The sequence below is a fragment of the Corallococcus sp. 4LFB genome (assembly GCF_046520365.1).
GTDB lineage: Bacteria > Myxococcota > Myxococcia > Myxococcales > Myxococcaceae > Corallococcus > Corallococcus caeni.
In genome coordinates, this window is the sequence record NZ_JBKGHJ010000089.1 from 1 (window position 1) to 20563 (window position 20563).

Consider the following 20563-nt stretch of genomic DNA (forward strand, 5'->3'; position numbering starts at 1 on the left):
CGAGTGGAAGCGTCTGCGCGCAGCCGACGCGTCCTGAAGCATCCGGCTCCATCCAGCGCGCCGCGCGTCACCGCATGCATCCCGTCTGCTTTCAAGCGATCCGGCACGTCGTTGGCCGGACGGTTACCCCCGCTGAGGTGTCCATCCTTCAGGTGGCAACGGAGGCGATTGGCATGCCCACCGCACACGTGGACCACCGCATCTCGACTGAGATTGGCACCTGCCTCGTCACGCTCGGATTCGAGAAGCACCAGCGCCGCGTGGACGGGCGCCGACCTCGCATGCACAAAACGCCAGAGGACTTGTTGACTGCACCGCAGGCAACAGGTCCTCGAAGGCCCTCTCCATGAGCAATTTAGCGACACAACCACACAATGAGCCACTCACAGACCTAAAACCACTCACAAACACAAAGCGTCGCTCCAGGCCAACTTCTCACTCACCCTTCCTCATAGAAACCGACTGAATCATACCAGCCACATAATCCATTGGACTCACACTCCCAGAAATCTCCTTACGAGAAGTGATTTCCGGGTCAGGCCACACAACTCCGGCAACACAATTTTCAGCATCAGCGAAGATCCGATTTAACTGCTCGGCATATTTGTCGGTTTCCGGCCCTCCAAGAGCGAGCCACTTTGCCCAACGAGCAACTGCCCCAGCAATAACATCAGCAATCTGCAGACCTACCTCCGCCTTGGAATTTGCAAAAACAGTCTCCTTCACACCTATCGGGAACACTACCGGATCACCAAATCGCCCAACAAGCGCAGGCGGCGCGCCGGGGGACAGAATTGCGTCCCAAAACTCTCGCCGCCTTGCCATATTCGAAGACGCATCATGAATAACCTTCATCTCACCTACAGCAGCGCGCTTCCACGCATACATACACTGCAACCCTAAAGTCATAGAAAGGTCCAAGGCATTCTCAGGAAATTTCAGAACATACTCATCCGGCAAGCGTCGCAATGGGGCCCTGATGTACACTAGGGCATCATCGATCACCTCAATAGGCTGGGGGCGCGAAACAAACTCATCGAACTCCCTCAGCGCATCAACGGTCCGCACTCGCATAACACGCTGGAAGAGGCGATTGACGTTATTCAGAAGTCCACCCCCCTCCGCACGAAGCGTATAGTAGATAAGACACGACAAGGCGATATGACCTCCACGTTCATAGAGATCAACCCCATCCCTATGCATCATCTCCTCCGTCAATATATCAACCATCTTTGTCACGAGCGCAAACGGCTTATGAACTATTCCAAACCGAACCTGGCTATCGCCGGAAAGCACGTGCCGCAAAAAGGAAAGAATAGCCTCTTCGTTTCGCGCCCGTCCCTGAAGCTTCATATGCTTCAATTCGGGCGCCTGAACATGACCAAAGAATTGCTGCTTCAGCCCAGAACACTCCTCATCACTCAATCCGTGAGTTGCCACGACAAAAACAGGCTGAACGGGGTCGGCCAGATCCTCTCCCGTATAACCACACTCATCCAAATATATCGTCCTCAACACAACCCCCAAGACGTCAAATACAGCTTCACAACCCAACCCAACTACTCAATCCCCAAGTATCCACCGCGCAACACTACAGACGAAGCTCTCTCTTGAGGTACTCCAAACACTTTGCCGGCACCTCTTCACCCTGAATATGAAAGAGAGTCTCCAAGCCACTAAGGAGATCCGAATCAAAAGCAGCAAAAAGCCGAGCTGCATGCAATGTTATTTCACAGTCAGCCAGGCCAGAATCGTTCGCCAACTCCCTCAACGTTGATCTAGCAACAACAAACGACATCCCCCCCCCCACTCAGAGCATTAACAACAGCCACATTCTCCTGAGTCGCCCTTGCTCCTCCTCTTTTATCCCCACCAATGACATTCCATGGAGGGAATTTCCCATATGCCAATCTATGGGCTTCGATCAGTAAACCTTCCGCATACTGCGCATCATCTAGGCCTGCCAAATCATCATCCTCAAAGTCACCTCCCGCCCTCCCTTTTCGCCGGATTACAGGCTGCGAAAGAGGCGACTGAACAAACACCCCAAACCCAAGCCTTTCATTGACCTGGAAGTACGCATCAATCTTGTCTTTTTTGCAGCATCTGGGGTCGCAGGCGAGCCCCCCTGTATGTTGCCGAAATCGCTCAGTGAGGTCCTGAGCCAGACCCAGGTAAAGCGTTTCCTTGGTTTCCGGATTAAAAAAAGAATAGACTCCTGTCGAAGCCCATCCATAGTTATCATCAGCAGAGCAAAGTTGGTCGAGAGCATCAGCAATTTGCTGGGTCTCATCTTTTTTGAACACATCAAGCATTACTGTGCCGAGCATGGCGTGGCGCTCCTTGTCTGACGAAATGCATTGTCGACATAGCTAATCGAGAATCCACCAGTTAATGCAGGTAGAGCTTACCCCCATTGAGTGGGGGTGAGTCCACCCACCAACGGCTCGAAGCAACACGCAGTCGAAGGCGGCATGCTCCGCAGCCTGTCCGTCTCGCAGTTGCGGAAGTTCGCCCTCTGCGAGCGCGCGTGGTTCTTCGCCAAAGTCCTCCGGCTGCCTGAGCGGCCCCTCAAGGCCCGAGACCTTGGCACCGCAGTCCACGCCCAACTTGAGCACTACCTGCGCACGGGCCAGGACGTCCTTGGCCCTCTTGCAGCAGCCGGCAAGCACCTGCTCCCCGCGCCGGGGCCTGACCTCCTGGTGGAGGAGCACTTCGGCCGGCCCTCCCCTCTCTTCGCGGACGGCATCCCGCTCACCGGCTATATCGACCTCGTCAACCCGCGACGCCGCGCCGAGGGCGTGCTGCGCGTCACGGACCACAAGACTACGAAGTCCATCGCCAGCTACGCCGCCACGCCCGAGCAGCTCGCCTCCGCCGCCCACGACGCTGGCATCCAGATGGTTGGCTACGGCTACTGGGCCGTCCTCGACGCCGAGCGGTTCCCGGGGCTGAAGCGGCTGGAGCTGGAGCACCTCTACTTCCAGACCCACGGCGCGAAGCTCTCCCGCTCCGTCGTCGCCACCGTCAGCGTCGAGCACGTCCGCGACGAGTGGCACACGCACGTCGAGCCCATGGCGCGCCGCATGCGCGACGTCGCGCGGGCCACCTCCCCCAGCCAGGTCAAACCCACCTGGAGCGCCTGCCAGAAGTACGGCGGGTGCTCCTTCCAGGCGCATTGCCTCAACTCGCAGTCGCAAGGAAGCAAGCCCATGGCCCTGATGGACCGCATCCTGAAGCCCCAGACTCCGTCCACGCAGCCCACCGTGGCTGTCCCCGTGACGGCCTCCGCGCCGCTCGTCCCCGCCCAGGCCGCTCCGGAGCTGGAGCTGGCGGCGGTGCTGCCTCCGGACGCGCCCAAGAGCAACCCGGCCCTCGCGTCCGCCCCCGCGCCCGAGCAGCCCGCCCAGCGGTCAGCGACGAGTCCCGCGCCGCAAGCGGCGGACGAAGGCGGAGATGGAGGCCGCCCGCGCCACCGAGCCCACGCGGCCCGCCGAGGCCAGCCTGTCCCTCTACGTGGACTGCGTGCCCAACTGCCCCGCCGAGCCGCTGGCCGGGTACGTCGGCCGCATGGTGGCGAAGATTGAGCAGGAGTGCGGCGTCGTGGACATCCGCGTCGCCCCCAACGACTCGCCCCTGGCCTACGGCAAGTGGAAGGGCGTCCTGGCCGCCACCATCCGCGCCGAGCCTCCCGAGCCCGGCACCTACGCCGCCCTGGGCGTGGCCGGCAGCGAGCTGATGCAGGTGGCCGTGGAGGCCTTGGAGCCGCTGTGCGGCACGGGGCACTTCGTCCGGGGCGTCCGGTAGCCGAGGGCCGCCCATGAAGCTCCTCCAGCGCCTTGGCGTGCCCAGCCGCCATCCCCGCTCCCAGGCGACGTGCCCCAGGTAGCCGAGAGCTACTCGCGCACGGGCCGCTCGCCCGTGGGCTGGTCCTCGGACCTTTCCCGCATCCTCGCCCTGCCCCGCCGCGACCTGGCCGCGTCCTACACGACGGCGGACATCGAGGCGCTGGAGGCCCAGCTGCGCGCCCCTGCAGGCCCGTGTGGCTGCGCGGCCATGTCCCCTGCCCGTCCGTGTCCCACGCGCCTGCGGCGCGTCCAGGCCCTGGCGCTGCTGGAGGCGTCCCGCGTGGGCGGGTTGCTGGGGCCCATCGGCACCGGCCACGGCAAGGAGCTGACCACGTTCCTCATGCCCATGGTGATGCCGGGCTGCCGCGTGGCATGCCTCTTCATCCCCGCCAACCTACTGCCGCAGTTCACGGCGGAATGGGACTACTACGGCGCGCACTGGCGGCTCCCCAACCTCGCGGGCGGACGCTGGTTCCGGCCGGGGCTGCCGGTGCTGCACGTCATCACCTACAACAAACTCTCCAGCCAGGAAGCCACGGACCTGCTGGAGCGCATCCGCCCGGACCTCGTCATCCTCAACGAGGCACACAACCTCAAGGACCCGAAGGCCTCGCGCACTGGGCGCTTCCTCCGCTACTTCGAGAAGCGCCCGGAGACGCGGCTCGTGGCGCTATCGGGCACGTTCGCGTCCAAGAGCATCAAGGACTACGCGCACCTGTCGCGGCTGGCGCTGCGTGAGGGCTCGCCTCTCCCACTGGCCCACCACGTCGTGGAGGAATGGGGCACGGCGCTGGACCCGGGCAAGGTGATAGCCCCACCTGGCGCGCTGGAGCGGTTGTGCGAGCCCGAGGAGCACGTCCACGAGGGCTTCCGGCGCCGCCGCAACGACACGCGCGGCGTCGTCGCCACGGACGAGAGCGCCCTTGACAAGCCGCTCATCATCCGCCCGCGCTATCCGGGGCCTGTGCCGGCTGAGCTGCTGGCACTCATCGAGCTAGCACACGGTGGAGAGCGTCCGGATGGAGAGCAGTTCCAAGAGCAGCTCCAGGCCATGGCCTGCGCGCGTCAGCTGTCAGCGGGCTTCTATCACCGCTGGCGCTACCCTCGGGGCGAGCCGTTAGAACTAATCGAGGAGTGGTTCGCGAAGCGGAAGGCCTGGAACAAGGAGGTATGGGAGGAGCTGAAGGGCGAGCGACGCGAACACCTGGACTCGCCGGGGCTGCTCACCAAGGCCGCCATCCGCGCGCACATGGTGCCGCCCTACGAGGGGGATAAGCCGGTGTGGCAGGCGGCGACATGGGCGGACTGGGCGGAGCTTCACGACGCGGTGCAGCCTGAGCCTCAAGCCGTGTGGGTGTCAGACTTCCTGGTTCAGGACGCGGCAGAATGGGCGCGCTCACAAGTGGGTATCGTCTGGGTGGAGTTCCCGGAGTTGGGGGAACGCATTGCCCGCGCCGCTGGCGTGCCCTTCTACGGCGGGGGACGCGCGGCGTCTGAGACTATCCTCCAGGAAAGCGGGCGGCGCTCCATCGTCGCGAGCATCAAGGCCCATGCGACGGGGAAGAACCTCCAGCAGTTCTGCCGCAACCTCGTGGTGACTCCGCCCTCGGACGGCGCCCTCTGGGAGCAGCTCCTCGCGCGCACGCACCGCCCTGGGCAGCAGGCGGCTTGTGTCGAGGTGGAGGTGTGCCTCCACTCACAGGACTACGCAGCAGCCTTCGCGACGGCTCGTGATCGGGCGCTGTTCATTCAGCAGACGGACGGACAGCCGCAAAAGTTCACTCTCCCCGCTAGCACAGCAAGCGAAGGCAAAAACAAACCATCCATAAAATCAACTCCTTCTGCGTAACGCCTTCTTTGCAACATTTCCGCCACCGATTGAAGTGCGCGCCCCTGAGCGCCGCCTCTTCCTTGCCGCAGCAATCAACTCGTCAACATCCCACGTCTCCCAAAAAACTCGACTCCGATCGCTTCCTTTGTCAAACATATAAATATCCCCCTTCTCTTCCTCATCTAAATCCGAAAGCTTAACCTTCCGCCCCTTAGTAACGCGATCAAGCTCCTCAATGGAACTCCGAACCGCCTCATTGAAAAAATCGGGATCATCCCCCTTCCCCTCTGCCCTGATCAACTCGGCGGTCTTGCCAAAAGCAACAATAAACAACCCACCATCGGGCTCCTTTCTGATAACCATCTCCCGAGACGGATTGTAATCCGAAATCTCAACACCCACCGCATGGAGCATATCAAGCAAAACCTGAGCCCCCTCTGCCTCGTTCGCATGGCGTCGAGAACGATTTTTCGTGATCACAAGCATCCTTCTCAACCCCTCTTTATCCAGGCGATTCATAAGCGGGATGCGCACAGTCGCAGTCTTGCTTCTCACCCTCAAGCACTTACGACCGGCCTCCGTCTCAAGAAAATAGTGAACAGATTCCCAATACAATCCATCTGTTTTTGCATCATGCAGCACAATAAACAGCGGCTCCCAGAAGTCCATCCAGTGCCGCAAATGCTCCGTCTTAACCCGGACAGACATCCATTTCCCGCCTGCCCGCCCAACGACCTCATCGGACGACTTCGCCTGGATAAAAAATGACAAAGGAGTTGCGCGACCATCCTTGAAGATTCGAACAAACAAATCTTCGCCATAATCTTTATGCAGACTCTCAACCACCCACCCCATCTCTCTCGCAATAACATCACAAATCCTAGATCGCGAAAGGTCTTCAATGATGTGCGCCCGTGGACGAATTGGCATGCTCAGACCTCTTTCTGGCTCCCGCAGCAGGCAGCCTAACTCACAGCGAAGGCGTCGCCTCGGCGAACACCACTTTACTTATAAAGGCCATCCATAACTGCCCCCATTGATCAAGTGGGGATGTCCTTCGACGTCCCCCAACGGGAGCAGCAGGACATGAGCAACGCGGCACTTTCTCGAATCGTCAGCGCCCAGGCGGCGCTCGACGCGCAGTATCTCAAGGCCGGTCGCTACAGGCTGGAGGTGCAGTCCATCCGCACCAAGGACGGCTTCAAGGGCCTGTCCGCCATCGCTGAGCTGAAGGTGGTGTCCGCAGAGCGGACTCAGCCCGCCAGCGAGCCCAGCCGCATCGGCATGGTGGCCTCCTACGTGGAGAACCTCTCCGACGCGAAGAAGAACGGCGGAGGGCGCTTCAAGGCCTTCGTCATGGCGCTGGCGGGCGCCGAGGAGCAGGAGCTGTCTCTGGAGCAGCTCGCCAAGTTCACCGGCGACAAGCAGGCCGGGGCATTCCTCCTCATCGATTGCGAGGTCTTCCCCAAGACGCTGCCCAAGAAGGACGGCAAGCCCGGGAAGGGCATTGAGGGCTACCGCTGGAGCAGCGTCAGTCTCAAGGAAAAGAGGTCGCCCGCGCATCCACTGCGTCGCCCAGCAAGGCCTCGGTGGCGTGGAGGACTTCGCTTGGGGACGGGGAAGGACGTCGCCACACGCCTTGTCAGTCGGGAGAGGGCTATACCGAAGTCTGTCATAAATGGCCAGCAGCGTCAGCGAGGCGTCGATGGGTGTCTCCCCGCAGGGGCGGCATGCGGAACGGTGGCCGGCATGGGTACGTACTTCCCCTCATAACCTTTCGCGCCACATCCACGCGCCCGGTTGTAACCGGACGGGTTTCAATCCAAGCCACTCCCAGACGCACCCCCACTCTGACCAACCATAGGCCCTGTTCTTGCTCTGCCTTTGGCCGCGCGGTTCTCTTCCCGCTGGCGTTCTTCCGGGCCTGTTATTTCCCAGCCCTACCGTTCCGGCCGCGTCCACTGCATCCCTTCAAAGACAGAGGAACGCATGAACCACCCCCTCCACCGGTCCCTCCTGGGGTCCGTCCTGAAGCTGTCCACGGTGCTCGCGCTCGCCTGGAGCGGCGCGGCTGGCGCGCAGACGTACACGCAAGGCGTCACGGACACCTTCACCCTGCCCACGGAGCCCGTGTCGCCCAGCCCGGGCCTGCAGACCTGGGTCGCCGCCAACTACTCCATCCCCGGCATCCGCCAGTTTGATGAGCAGGGCGCGGACCGCTACTTCGCCACCACCTTCTCCAACCTCACCACCGGCGGCCGCATCTGCGGTGCCACGCTCCGCATGACGGTGCGCAGCGGCGGCAGCAACGACAGCCTGGGGTTGTGGTTCGTGAACCCCTTCGGCACCTTCGCCGCTCCGGGCTGGGGGGAGTCGCTCACCAACCTGGGCATTCCCTGGTTGAGCACCGGCGTCGTGGCGCTCAATCTGGCCTCGCTGCCGGGCACCGGCACCAACCTGCTGCCCACGCTCAACGCTCAGGGCTACCTGGACGTCATCGTCCAGGATGACAGCGCGGTGGATTCCGCCACGCTGGTCATCACCCGCTGCCGCACAGACGTCTTCATCCGCGACATCCCGAGCGACGTGGGCGTGGAACCGGGCTCCTACGGCTCCACCCCCATCTGGATGAGCCCGGACATCCGCGTCTGTCAGAACGCCGGCTGCCCGGGCAACGAGAACCCGGAGTTCGGCCAGACCAACTTCGTCTACGTGAAGCTCAACAACGTGGGCACGCCGCCCTTCCCCACGCCGGCGCCCACGTCCGGCACGCTGAGGGTCTACTCCACGGCCTCCGGAGGCGCGGCCGTCTGGCCCACCAGCTGGACCCTCATCAACACCATCCCGGTCAGCATCCCGGTGGGAATCACGGAGGTGCAGGTGCCGTGGACCTCTGTCCCCGCCCCGGGCCACTACTGCCTGCTGGCGGTCTGGGAGGCGCCCAACGATCCCATCAGCTTCCCGCTGCTCCCCGGCTCCAACACGCTCGTATCCACCGCCCAGAACAACAACCTGGCGTGGCGCAACGTGAACGTCGTGAACCTGTCGCCGCTGCGCCCGGCCGCGTCGTTCGACTTCCGCGTCCTCAACGTGCTGGCGGAGCGCTCGTCGCGTCTGGAATTGGAGGTCCGCCCAGCGGCCGGCCAGGCCTCCTTCATCGAGCGCGGCCAGGTGCTGCTCAAGCTGGACGATGCGCTGTGGGCGAAGTGGAGCCGCCGCGGCACGGGCTTCGAAATCGTGGGGGAGGGGCTTGTGCGCATCATTGATGTGGAAGGCGCACGGCTCACGGACCTGGTGCTGGCGCCGGGGGCGGAGGCGCACGCCACCGTCACCTTCCAGGCCGACGTGGGCGACCAGACGGAGACCTTCGAGATGCAGGTCGTCCAGCACTCGGAGTCGGAGGCCACCGGTGACAAGGTCGTCGAGCAGGGCGGCGTGAGCTACGCCATCACCCTGGGCCGGGACGTGAAGAACTAGCCCCGGAAAAGGAAGAGCCTGGCAACCCGTACTGGATTGCCAGGCTCTTTCACTGTGGAGGCGGAGGGAATCGAACCCTCGTCCGAAAGCCGTCGGCTCTTCGACCCTACGTGCGTAGTCCGCGATTTGCTACGTCACCCGGACTCCCACGGACGGGATTCCTGATGCCGGTCCTGGAAAGATCTCGCCGCCTCGGGCCCAGGCACCCTTGGCAGCCAGTCCGCATTATGACGGCCGATCCCTACCCCACGGACCGAGAGCAGGGGGACCGCGCACTAGAGACTGCTAGTTAGGCAGCCAGCGCGAGCTCAACGTTGTCGTTGGCTTTTGTGTTGTTGTCGGAAGTTTTACGAGCACCCAACAAGCTCGGCACGCGTCTCGAACGTCATTGCCCCCGTCGAAGCCAGGTCGCCCCCGGTTCGATGTACGTCATGCGGCCACCGCTGCTCCGCACTCGACCTACATTAACCGCTGAACGCCCTCCGTCAATCCTCCTGAATGCATGGAGGTCGCTCCGGCAACATCCCCTTCCCCGCTTGCCCCTCGGGCGAGCCCCCCGGAGGCCCTCCCATGCAGGCGTACCAGCTCCAGCACACCACCGGCGCCTCCAGCTGGACCCTCGTGGAGACGCCCCAGCCCCAGCCGGGCCCGGGCCAGGCGCTCGTCCGCATCCACGCCGTCTCCCTCAACTACCGCGACCTCATCATCGCCCGCGGCACCTACCCGGGGCTGACGCTGCCCCTCATCCCCTGCTCCGACGGCGCCGGCCAAGTCGTCGCCGTGGGCCCCGGCGTCACCCGCGTGAAGGTCGGCGACCGCGTCGCCCCCACCTTCTTCCAGGTCTGGACCGACGGCGAGCGCACCCCGGAGCGGGTCGCCCATGCGCTCGGCGGCAGCGTCCCCGGCGTCCTCTGCGAGTACGTCTGCCTGGACGCCGAAGGGCTCGCCCTCCTCCCGGACTGGCTCTCCTACGAGGAGGGCGCCACCCTGCCCTGCGCCGCCGTCACCGCCTGGAACGCGCTCGTCCCCCAGGGCGGCCTCCAGGCCGGGCAGACCGTGCTCGCGCTCGGCACCGGCGGCGTGTCCATCTTCGCGCTCCAGTTCGCCCGCCTCCTCGGGGCTCGCGTCATCATCACCTCCAGCCAGGACGCCAAGCTCCAGCGCGCGAAGCAGCTGGGCGCCGACGGGCTCATCAACTACCGCCAGACGCCGGACTGGGAGCAGGCGGTCCTCACGCTCACCGGCGGCCAGGGCGTGGACCACGTGCTGGAGGTGGGCGGCGCGGGCACGCTGCCCCGCTCCGTCGCGGCCACGAAGGAGGGCGGCCACATCGCGCTCATCGGCCTGCTCACCGGCGCCCCCGGCAAGCCGGACACGGCCGCCACCAGTAGCAAGCACCTGCGCGTCGTCAGCACCTACGTGGGCAGCCGCGAGATGTTCGAGGACATGCTCAAGGCCATGTCGCGGGAGAAGACCCGGCCCGTCATCGACCGCGTCCTCCCCTTCGCCCGGGCTCGCGAGGCCCTCCAATACATGGAGTCCGGCGGTCACTTCGGGAAGATTGTCATCACCGTGTGAGGCCCGGGCAGTGGCGCGCAGGTGACACGCGCGGCCAGAAAGCCGCCCCCCTCCGCCCTTCCTCCGGCGTAACGTCCCGCGCTTTCCCAGCATTGAAAGGGTCCGCGCATGCGCCGCCTGTTGCCCCTCCTGCTGCTGCTCCTGATGCCGGTGCTCCCGGCGTCCGCGGAGCCGCCTGCGGAAGCCTCCCGCTTCTTCCCCTACACGCTGAACACGACGCGCCTGCCCAACGGGCTCACCGTGGTGCGCGTGCCGTTCAACTCGCCCGGCATCGTCGCGTACGTCACCGCCGTGCGCGTGGGCTCCCGCAACGAGGTGGAGCCCGGCCGCACCGGCTTCGCCCACTTCTTCGAACACATGATGTTCAAGGGGACGAAGGCGAACCCGGAGGGCCAGCGCGAGCGCATCCTCGGCGGCTACGGCTTCGACGACAACGCGTTCACCACCGACGACATCACCGTGTACCAGGTGTACGGCCCCACCGCCGGCCTGGAGAAGCTCATCGCGCTGGAGGCGGACCGCTTCCAGAACCTGGAGTACTCCGAGCCGGCCTTCCAGACGGAGGCGCTCGCCGTGCTGGGCGAGTACCACAAGAACGCCGCGGGCCCGGACCTCAAGCTGGAGGAGGCGCTGGCGAAGACGGCCTTCCAGCGCCACACGTACCAGCACACCACGCTCGGCTTCTACGAGGACATCCAGGCCATGCCCCAGGCGTACGCGTACAGCCGCTCGTTCTTCGAGCGCTGGTACACGCCCGCCAACACCACCCTCTTCATCGTCGGTGACTTCAACGACGCGCAGGTGCTCTCCCAGGTGACGAAGGCCTATGGCGGATGGCAGCGCCAGCCCACCAACGTCACCATCCCCACCGAGCCCGAGCAGACGAAGGCGCGCGCCGTCCACGTGGACTGGCCGCAGCCCACGCAGCCTCGCCACGTGCTCGCGTGGCACACGCCCGCCGCGCGCGCGGACACGCCGGACGCCGCCCTCCAGGCCATCCTCGCCGAGTACCTCGTGGGCGACACCAGCCCCGCGTACAAGGAGCTGGTGCTGGAGAAGCAGTACGTGGAGTCGCTGAACGTCTACACCACGCCCCACCGCGACCCGTACCTCTTCCCCATCGACGCCACCCTCCAGGACGAGAAGTACCGCGCCGACGTGGACGCCGTGCTGCGCCGCGAGGTGACGGCCGTGGCCGGTGCCCCCGTGGACGCCGCGCGCTTGAAGGCCATCCAGGACCACCTGCGCTACGGCCTGCTCATGGACCTGGAGACGCCGCGCGACGTGGCCATCGACCTGGCCCTCTACGCGGGCGTGATGGGCCGCCCCGACGCGCTCGCCAGCTACCTGAAGCAGCTGGGCAGCGTGACGCCCCAGCAAATCACCCTGTTCGCGAGGAAGTACCTCAAGGACGCCAACCTCACCGTCCTCACCCTCACCCCCAAGGTCGCCGCCGCCGGAGGGACGCCGTGATGAAGACCCGCGCTACCGTGTTGCTCGTCCTGGCCGCCGCGCTGTCGCTTACCGGCTGCGCCCACCACAAGCCCGCTCCTGAGACGCCGCCGCAGAACCCGCCCGGGGAGCCGCCGCCCGAGCCGGGCGCCGTGCCCGCGGTGCCGCTGAAGCAGCCGCAGCCGATGCAGCTGGTCGTGCAGGCCCGGCCGGACACGCCGCTCGTCAGCCTGCGGCTCGTCTTCCACACGGGCTCCATCGACGACCCGAAGGGCAAGGAGGGCCTCACCGCCCTCACCGCGAAGCTGATGGCGGAGGGCGGCACGCGGAAGCTCACCGCCGCGCAGCTGCTGGAGGCGCTCTACCCCATGGCCGCCGAGCTCAAGGTGGTGACGGCCAAGGAGATGACCACCCTCTCCGGCCGCGTCCACCAGGACTTCCTGCCCGCGTTCCTGGAGCTCTTCACGGACACGCTGCTTCAGCCGCGCTTCGACCCCGCGGAGTTCGAGCGCCTGCGCGCCAACGCGCTCAACGCCGTGCGCAACGGCCTGCGCAGCGAGGACGACGAGACGCTGGGCAAGGTGGGCCTGGACGCGCTGCTCTACGCGGGGCACCCGTACGCCCACTACACCGGCGGCACCGTGCAGGGGCTCCAGTCCCTCACGCTGGAGGACGTGAAGGCCCACGCGCGCCGCGTCTTCACGCAGGACCGGCTCGTCATCGGGCTCGCGGGGCCGGTGGACGCGCAGCTCCAGCAAGCCATCACCTCGCGCCTGGGCGCGCTGCCCGCCACGGGCGCGCCCCGGGTGGAGCTGCCCACCGTGAAGTCGTCCGCGGGGCGCACGCTCATCCTCCAGAAGCCCACGCTCTCCACCGCCGTGAGCATGGGCTTCGTCACGCCGCTGCGCCGGGGGGACCCGGACTTCTTCCCGGTGGCGTTCGCGCTGTCGAACCTGGGCGAGCACCGCCAGTTCCTCGGCGTGCTCTTCAACGAGCTGCGCGAGCAGCGCGGCCTCAACTACGGCGACTACGCCTACGTCGAGCACTTCATCGAGGACCGCGGCAACGGCACGTTCAACCGCACCAACCTGGTGCGCACCCAGCAGGACGTGTCCCTCTGGCTGCGCCCCGTGGTGCCCGCCAACGGCGTGTTCGCCACGCGCGGCGCGGTGTACTTCCTGGAGCGGATGTCGAAGGAGCCCCTCACCCAGGAGCGCTTCGACCTGGTGCGAGGCTTCCTCCAGGGCTACACGCGCCTGTGGGAGCAGACCGATCAGCGCCGGCTGGGCTTCGCCATCGACTCGCTCTACTACGGCACGCCGAACTTCCTGGACCACTTCCGGGACGCGCTGAAGACGATGACGCCAGAGTCCGTGCAGGCCGCCGTGAAGCGGCAGCTCGCGCCGGAGAAGCTGGCGTTCGTGTTCGTCACGGAGGACGCGCAGGGGCTGGCGCAGAAGCTGAAGTCCGGCGCGCCGTCGCCCATCACCTACGCGTCGCCCAAGTCGCCGGAGCTGCTCAAGCTGGATGAGCGCATCATCCAGCAGAAGCTCCCGGTGCGCCCGGACGCCATCCAGGTCGTCCCGGCGGCGGAGTTCATGGAGCGCTGACGTCCGCGCTCGTTCCGGCGCTCAGGGGCTCTCCGGCAACGCCGTCCACACGCCGCGGAAGCGCTTGAGCGCCGGATCCTTCTGGCGCTTGCACTCCACGCCCTCCACCTGCACGGTGCCGTCGTCGCTGAGCAGCAGGATGTCGTCGGACGTGTCCGGCGTGAAGAACGCCTCCGGGTTCACGCCCGACAGGTCCACCGACGTCACCGGCACCGGCGCGTCGTCTCCGCCCTTCCAGGTGAACAGCCGCGACTTCGCCTCGGAGGCCGTGGCCCCCGCCATGATGAGATAGCGCCCCCGCCACGACGACAGCGAGCGGATGCCCAGCCCGCCCAGCTCCAACAGCCGGGGCGGCCCGAAGCGCGCGGACACGCCGTCGCGCACCACCGCCTCCGGGTTCAAGAGCGGCACCACCAGCGCCTTGCCTTGCGTCAGCGGGCTCCGGAAGCCAATGAGCATCCCGGGCGCGTCCAGCATCGCCGTCATGCCCTCGAGGTTGAGCCCCCCAGGCTCCTTGGGCGGCAGCGGCTCCGCCCGCGCGAGCCCGTACGGCGCGAGCCTCGGGTCCGCGAGCAGGTCCTCCAGCAGCCGCGTGTACGGCGGGCCCACGAGCTGGACGTGCTCCAGGTCCCCCACGCCCGTGGCGAAGAAGCGCAGGCGCGCGGGCTGCTTCTTGCCGGAGCTGTTGCGGCCATGCGACGTGAGCCAGAAGGCCAGGTTGCCCAGCCGCGAGCCCGCTTCGATGTCGGTCTCCGGCGGCTTCTTCTTCACCGGCAACTCCAGCGCCGGTGACAGGTCCACCGTGCGCAGCGGACGGCCTCCCTTGCGCGCATCGTAGACGCGCAGGATGTTGTCCTCGTCGTCCGCCACGACGAACAGGCCGTGGCCCAGCTCCACCGCGCCGGACGCGTCACAGCTTTCCTCGAAGACGACCGTGCCTTCAGGTGCCGCGGCGGGGAGCGCGTCGCGCCGCACGTTCGCCTCGCGGGCGCCGCAGCCCGCGACCAACACACATCCCCACAGGAGCCACCGGTTCATGGCCCCTCTTCTCGCTGCTCGCACGGCGTCACGCGCGCCGGGAAACGGATGGCCCTCCGGGAAGTGTGTCGTAACCGACAGGGTGTCGCGCGGAGCCACTCACGCCCGGGGTTTGTAGAAATGGCATGAGGCTGTAGCTCGCACGCGGGGGGTGGGTTTTCTTCCGGCGGGGGTGGGTGGGTGCTAAGAGCCTCGGTATGCAATGCCCCGACTCCGAACCTTCGTGGAGCCGGTCCGCGTGCGGCGCGGCCCTGCGACTCGCGGTCCTGGGCCTGCTGCTCACCACGGCAGCGGCCCACGCCCAACCCGACCCCTTCTCACGAGGGTTCGACGCCGTCCCGGTGAAGCCGACGGCCGCGCAGTCCAGCGGCATTGCCCTGGAAGGCGCCACCGTGGAGCCGGTGGGCAGCTACCGGGGCGCGCTGCTGCTGGACTTCAACTGGCGCATCCTCGCCCTCAAGCTGGGCAACGAGAAGCTGGGGGACCTGATCCCGTACCGGCTGGACGCGCACCTGCTGTTCTCCTACCAGCTGCTGGAGCGGTTGGAGCTGGGCGTGGACCTGCCGTTCACGCTCGTGCAGGGCGACAACTTCTCGCTGCTGGGTGACGCGCTGAACTCGCCGGACTTTCCCGGCGCCGCGGGCGTCAGCAGCACCACGCTGGGCGACCTCCGCGTGCTGCCGCGCGTGAGCCTGCTGAACCCGGACCGCTTCCCGCTGGGGCTCGCGCTGGTGGCGGAGGTGCGGCTGCCCACCGGCAGCGCCCAGAGCTTCACGGGTGAGCGCGGCGTGGTGTTCGCCCCGCGCCTGGCCGTGGAGAAGCAGCTGGGACCCGTGCGCGTGCTGGGCAACGCGGGCGTGCTGGTGCGCCCCGCGGCGCAGTACCTCAACCTGCGGGTGGACGACGAGCTGACGCTGGGCGCGGGCGGCATCGTGGACCTGCCGGACATCAGCCGGCTGCGCGAGGTGAAGGCCACCGCGGAAATGCACCTGCGCACGCCGCTGGCGCGCCCCTTCAACTTCGACCAGGCGGAGTCGCTCAAGTCGCCGTGGGAGCTGCTCGTGGGCGCCCGCGCGAAGGTGTGGGGCGACTGGGGCGTGGAGCTGGACGTGGGCCGCGGCCTCAACGTCACCACCGGCTACGGCCGCGAGGCCCTGCGCGTCATGCTGGCGCTGCGCTACGACAAGACCTTCAAGGACGAGGGGCCGGACTCGGACGGCGACGGCGTGCCCGACATTCGCGACCGCTGCCCCACGCAGCCCGAGGACCAGGACGACTTCGAGGACCAGGACGGCTGCCCGGATCCGGACAACGACGGCGACGGCGTGGCGGACGGCGACGACGCGTGCCCCGGCAAGCCCGGCCCGAAGGAGAACAAGGGCTGCCCCGTGGAGCCCGACAAGGACACCGACGGCGACGGCGTCATCGACCCGCTGGACAAGTGCCCCCTGGTGCCCGGCCTGAAGGACTTCGACGGCTGCCCGGACACGGACTTCGACGAAATCCCAGACGGCGAGGACGACTGCCCCGACGTGGCCGGCCCGCCGGAGAACAACGGCTGCCCGTACGACGCCCCGCCCTACGTCGTCGTCGAATCGGACCGCATCCGCATCAAGGGCAACATCCTGTTCGAGACGGGCTCCGCGGTCATCCAGAAGCAGTCGTACCCGCTGCTGGACGAGGTGGCGACGGTGCTCGTGAAGAACCCCACGCTGGGGCCGGTGCAGATTGAAGGGCACACGGACAACAAGGGCTCGCGCCAGCTCAACATGGACCTGTCCAACCGGCGCGCGAAGTCGGTGCTCGACTACCTGGTGAAGAAGGGCATCGACCGCAAGCGCCTCACGTCGCAGGGCTTCGGGTTCGACCGGCCCATCGCTACCAACGACACGGCGCTCGGCCGCGCGAAGAACCGGCGCGTGGACTTCAAGCTGGTGAAGTCGGAGCTCGAAACCGGCCCGAAGGAGACCCTCGTGCCCAACGGCCAGCCGCCGCCGCCCGGCACCGAGCCCGTGCCCGGACCGGGCACGCCGCCGAAGCCCCAGGCCGCGCCGGACGCGAGCAAGCCCGCCGGCAAGAAGTAACGCGGTCCCCTGGGACGGCCCGTGCGAGGGCCGTCCCCAATCGCTGCCTTTGTTTTTCCGCGGGGGCATTGGAGGCCCGGGGCAAAATGCCCCGTTTCGAGACCCCATCCCCGTGTCTCACGACGCGTCCTGCCGGGTGCGCCGCGTCGAAACCAACGGGAATAACGCCGAGGGCGGCTTTCACCCAGGCCCCCTCGCTGACGGGTTATTCTCAATACATGGGGACATTTGAAACAGAAGGTAACGGCGCGGGGACGGCGCCGGAGCAGAAGCGCGCGCGTCTGGCCGAGCTGCTGCGCGGCAAGGTCCGCCCCACGCTTGCGCCCGTGTCCTTCAGCCAGGAACGCATGTGGTTCCAGGACCAGCTGAGCCCGGGCAGCGCGGCCTTCAACATCCCCGTCCGCGTGCGGTTCTCCGGCGTGCTCGACGTGGCCGTGCTGCGCGCCAGCCTCCAGGCGCTGGTGCGGCGCCACGCGCCGCTGCGCACCACCTTCATCGAGCAGGACGGCCGGCCCGTGCAGCACATCGCGCCCGCCCTGGACCTGGCGCTGCCCGTGGTGGACCTCCAGGCGCGGCCCGCCTCCGAGCGGGAGGCCGAGCTCCAGCGCCTGCTCACGGACGAGGCGCGCCGGCCGTTCGACCTGGAGAAGGGGCCGCTGCTGGTCACCGTGCTGTACCGGCTGGATGCGCTGGAGCACGTGCTGCTGCTCAAGCTGCACCACATCATCACGGACGGCTGGTCCATGGGCGTGCTGGTGCGCGAGCTGAGCGCGCTGTACCTGGCGCTCGCGGAAGAGAAGCCCTCGCCGCTGCCGCCGCTGCCCATGCAGTACGCGGACTATGCCGCGTGGCAGCGGGAGTTCCTGCGAGGCGAGGTGCTGGAGTCGCACCTGGGCTGGTGGCGCGAGCGGTTGGATCCGGACGCGGTGCTGGAGCTGCCCACCGACCGGCCCCGCCCCGCGGTCCTCTCCGGCCGCGGCGCGCGCATCAACGCGATGCTGCCCGTCGCGCTCGTGGAGTCGCTCAAGGCGCTGGCGCTCGCGGAGGGCAACACGCTCTTCGGCGTGCTGCTGTCCGGCTTCCAGGTGCTGCTGTCGCGCTACAGCGGCCAGCAGGACGTGGTGGTGGGCACCTCCGTGGCCGGCCGCGGCCGCGTGGAGCTGGAGGGGCTCATCGGCCTGTTCACCAACTACCTGGCCTTCCGCACGGACCTGTCCGGGCAGCCGTCCTTCCGCGAGCTGCTCGCGCGCGTGCGGGAGACGACGCTGGAGGCCTACGCGCACCAGGACGTGCCCTTCGAGAAGCTGGTGGACGCGCTGAAGCCGGAGCGCCAGCTGAGCGTCAATCCCCTCTTCCAGGTCGCGCTGACGCTGCAGAACGCGCCCCTGCCGCCGCTGCGACTGCCGGGGCTCGTCCTGGACGCGCAGCCGGTGGACAACCGCACCAGCAAGACGGACCTGTCGCTCATCGCCATGGAGCTGCCCCGCCAGGGCATGCGCCTCACGGCGGAGTACAGCTCGGACCTCTTCGACCCCGGCTCCATCGAGCGGCTGCTCGCGCACCTGCGCACGCTGCTGGAGGCCGCGGTCGCGGATCCGGACCGGCGAGTGTCGGAGCTGCCGCTGATGGACGCGGCGGAGGCGATGCGGGTCCAGCGGGAGTGGGCCGGAGACGCCGCGCCCTTTCCGGAGGACCGCTGCCTGCACTCCCTCTTCGAGGCGCAGGCGCGGCGGACGCCCGGGGCGGTGGCCGTGCGGTTCCAGGGGCAGGCGCTCACGTACGCGCAGCTGGATGCGCGGGCCAACCAGCTCGCGCAGGCGCTGCGACGCCGGGGGGTGGGGCCGGAGGCCCGGGTAGCCCTGAGCGTGGAGCGCTCGCTGGACGTCGCCGTGGGGCTGCTGGGCATCCTCAAGGCGGGCGGAGCGTGGGTGCCCGTGGATCCGCTGCTGCCGCGTGAGCGCCTGGCCTTCATGCTGGAGGACAGCGGCGCTGGCGTGCTGGTGACGCAGGCTCCGCTGCTGGAGCGCTTCCCGGAAGGGATGCGGGCCCGGGCGCTGTGCCTGGACGCGGAGCGGGAGGGGCTCGCGAAGGAGAGCGCGCTGGCTCCGGCCTCCGGCGTGGGGCCCCGGAATCTGGCCTACGTGCTCTACACCTCCGGCAGCACGGGCACGCCCAAGGGGACCGCCATCGAACACCGTGGCGTGTGCAACCTGGTTGCACATGAGGCCACGGCCTACGGCATCGGGCCGGGCAGCCGCGTCCTCCAGTTCGCCAGCCTGTCGTTCGACCTGTCGGTGGAGGAGATCTTCACCACGCTGTGCAGCGGCGCGACGCTGGTGCTGGCACCGCTGGAGGAGCTGATGCCCGGCGAGCCGCTGCGCAAGCTGCTGCGCGACGAAGCCCTCACCGTCATCAGCCTCACGCCCGCGACGCTCGCGGCCACGGCTCCGGAAGGACTGCCCGCGCTTCGGACCGTCATCTCGGGGGGTGAAGCGCTGCCCCCGGAGGTGGTGGCGCGGTGGGCTCCGGGCCGCACGTTCCTGAACACGTATGGCCCCACGGAGGCCACGGTCATGGCCACGCTCACCGAGTGCACGGCGGACGGACACGTGCCCTCCATCGGCCGGCCCCTGGCCAACGTGCGCGCGTACGTGCTGGATGCGCGGGGCGGGCTCGTGCCCGTGGGCGTGAAGGGCGAGCTGCACCTGGGCGGCGTGGGCGTGGCGCGTGGTTACGCGGGCAGGCCCGCGCTGACGGCCGAGCGCTTCGTGCCGGATGCCTTCTCCGGTGAGGCGGGTGCGCGGCTGTACCGCACGGGCGACGTGGTGCGCTGGCGCGAGGACGGCACGCTGGAGTTCGTGGGCCGCGCGGACGCGCAGGTGAAGGTGCGTGGCTTCCGCATCGAGCTGGGCGAAGTGGAGGCCGCGCTGGCGAAGCTGCCCCCGGTGAGGGACGCGGTGGTGGTGGCGCGCGAGGACGGCCCCGGTGGCAAGCGGCTGGTGGGCTACGTCGTGCTTCGCGACGGCGTCACCGCCCATGGCCCCGAGCTGCGGGCGCCCTCAAGGACGCGCTGCCCGAGTACATGGTGCCGTCGGCCGTGGTGGTGCTGCCCGCGCTCCCGCTCACGACCAACGGCAAGGTGGACCGCAAGGCGCTGCCCGCTCCGGACCTGGCGGGGAGTGACCCTCGGGAGTACGTCGCGCCTCGCACGCCCACCGAGCAGCGCCTGGCGGAGCTGTGGCAGGAGCTGCTCGGCGTCAAGCGCGTCGGGGCGCATGATCACTTCTTCGACCTGGGAGGCCATTCGCTGCTGGCCACGCAGGCGCTCAGCCGCATCCGGCAGGCCTTCACGGTGGAGCTGCCCCTCCGGCGCCTGTTTGAGTCTCCCACGCTGGATGCCGTGGCCCGCCTCATCGACGAGGCGCTCGCGGGAAAGGGCAACCGGTCCCGGCACCGCGCAAGTCGCAGGAGTCCCGCACGCGGGCCGCGCCCACGGTTCCGCTGGAGGACGTCGCGCGTGAATGGGAGGCCCGTACCGCCGAGCAGCCACGCGACACCGTGGCGCCCTTCACGGCCGAGATGCGCCAGCGGGTGCTGGTGGAATGGAACGCGACGGAGACCGAGTACCCGCGCGACGCCACGCTG

At 67.3% G+C, this 20563-nt stretch carries 14 protein-coding genes, 1 other RNA gene and 1 pseudogene; 11 read left to right on the top strand and 5 right to left on the bottom strand.

All coding sequences use genetic code 11. From position 1 onward, the window contains the following. Positions 1-435 precede the first annotated feature (435 nt). Positions 436-1500, bottom strand: a complete 1065-nt coding sequence (locus ACLEQD_RS12510) for a DUF3800 domain-containing protein (protein ID WP_410383846.1) — start codon at positions 1498-1500, stop codon at positions 436-438. A 278-nt stretch (positions 1501-1778) separates the two neighbouring features. After that, positions 1779-2330: a hypothetical protein gene (locus tag ACLEQD_RS12515; RefSeq protein ID WP_410383848.1), complete on the bottom strand. Its 552-nt coding sequence runs from the start codon at positions 2328-2330 to the stop codon at positions 1779-1781. A gap of 144 nt (positions 2331-2474) precedes the next feature. On the opposite strand from ACLEQD_RS12515, the gene ACLEQD_RS12520 reads away from it, so the two are divergent. From ACLEQD_RS12520 to ACLEQD_RS12530, 3 genes are all read left to right on the top strand, one after another. Then, a complete protein-coding gene (locus ACLEQD_RS12520; protein WP_410383849.1) occupies positions 2475-3587 on the top strand; it encodes a PD-(D/E)XK nuclease family protein in 1113 nt (370 codons plus the stop codon). Next, positions 3571-3807, top strand: coding sequence for a hypothetical protein (locus tag ACLEQD_RS12525; RefSeq protein ID WP_410383851.1), 237 nt, complete (start codon positions 3571-3573; stop codon positions 3805-3807). Before ACLEQD_RS12520 ends, ACLEQD_RS12525 begins: the two co-directional genes overlap by 17 nt. A gap of 69 nt (positions 3808-3876) precedes the next feature. Beyond that, positions 3877-5697 carry a DEAD/DEAH box helicase family protein gene (locus tag ACLEQD_RS12530; RefSeq protein ID WP_410383853.1) on the top strand — a complete coding sequence of 607 codons (1821 nt, stop codon included), beginning with the start codon at positions 3877-3879 and terminating at the stop codon, positions 5695-5697. Here ACLEQD_RS12530 and ACLEQD_RS12535 read toward each other — a convergent pair. Continuing rightward, positions 5680-6609 carry a DUF4365 domain-containing protein gene (locus ACLEQD_RS12535; RefSeq protein WP_410383855.1) on the bottom strand — a complete coding sequence of 310 codons (930 nt, stop codon included), beginning with the start codon at positions 6607-6609 and terminating at the stop codon, positions 5680-5682. The two genes, ACLEQD_RS12530 and ACLEQD_RS12535, sit on opposite strands and share 18 nt — an antisense overlap. A 120-nt stretch (positions 6610-6729) precedes the next feature. Here ACLEQD_RS12535 and ACLEQD_RS12540 point away from each other — a divergent pair, with 120 nt between their 5' ends. Beyond that, positions 6730-7452 (top strand): hypothetical protein, encoded by a 723-nt coding sequence (locus ACLEQD_RS12540; RefSeq protein WP_410383857.1) that lies wholly within the window; start codon positions 6730-6732, stop codon positions 7450-7452. A gap of 216 nt (positions 7453-7668) precedes the next feature. Beyond that, complete coding sequence (locus ACLEQD_RS12545; RefSeq protein WP_410383859.1) at positions 7669-9156, top strand: hypothetical protein; 1488 nt, start codon at positions 7669-7671, stop codon at positions 9154-9156. Between the two features lie 52 nt (positions 9157-9208). On the opposite strand, the gene ssrA is transcribed toward ACLEQD_RS12545, so the two are convergent. Then, positions 9209-9572: a transfer-messenger RNA gene (ssrA, locus tag ACLEQD_RS12550) on the bottom strand. A 154-nt stretch (positions 9573-9726) separates the two neighbouring features. Between ssrA and ACLEQD_RS12555 the strand changes: the two genes are divergently transcribed. The 3 genes from ACLEQD_RS12555 (at position 9727) to ACLEQD_RS12565 (ending at position 13796) form a co-directional block, all read left to right on the top strand. Beyond that, positions 9727-10734, top strand: a complete 1008-nt coding sequence (locus tag ACLEQD_RS12555; protein ID WP_410383861.1) for a zinc-dependent alcohol dehydrogenase family protein — start codon at positions 9727-9729, stop codon at positions 10732-10734. Positions 10735-10842: 108 nt separating this feature from the next. After that, a complete protein-coding gene (locus ACLEQD_RS12560; RefSeq protein WP_410383863.1) occupies positions 10843-12207 on the top strand; it encodes a M16 family metallopeptidase in 1365 nt (454 codons plus the stop codon). Further along, complete coding sequence (locus ACLEQD_RS12565; protein ID WP_410383865.1) at positions 12207-13796, top strand: M16 family metallopeptidase; 1590 nt, start codon at positions 12207-12209, stop codon at positions 13794-13796. The genes ACLEQD_RS12560 and ACLEQD_RS12565 overlap by 1 nt, the downstream gene beginning before the upstream one ends. Before the next feature lie 21 nt (positions 13797-13817). On the opposite strand, the gene ACLEQD_RS12570 is transcribed toward ACLEQD_RS12565, so the two are convergent. Continuing rightward, positions 13818-14834, bottom strand: coding sequence for a DUF3616 domain-containing protein (locus tag ACLEQD_RS12570; RefSeq protein WP_410383867.1), 1017 nt, complete (start codon positions 14832-14834; stop codon positions 13818-13820). A gap of 197 nt (positions 14835-15031) precedes the next feature. On the opposite strand from ACLEQD_RS12570, the gene ACLEQD_RS12575 reads away from it, so the two are divergent. From ACLEQD_RS12575 to ACLEQD_RS12585, 3 genes and pseudogenes are all read left to right on the top strand, one after another. Further along, positions 15032-16918, top strand: a complete 1887-nt coding sequence (locus tag ACLEQD_RS12575; protein WP_410383869.1) for an OmpA family protein — start codon at positions 15032-15034, stop codon at positions 16916-16918. Positions 16919-17265: 347 nt separating this feature from the next. Further along, positions 17266-19914: pseudogene (locus tag ACLEQD_RS12580) on the top strand (non-ribosomal peptide synthetase); the annotation flags it as partial. Between the two features lie 86 nt (positions 19915-20000). Then, the coding region (locus tag ACLEQD_RS12585) for a phosphopantetheine-binding protein (protein ID WP_410383871.1) at positions 20001-20563 on the top strand (563 nt) is incomplete at its 3' end.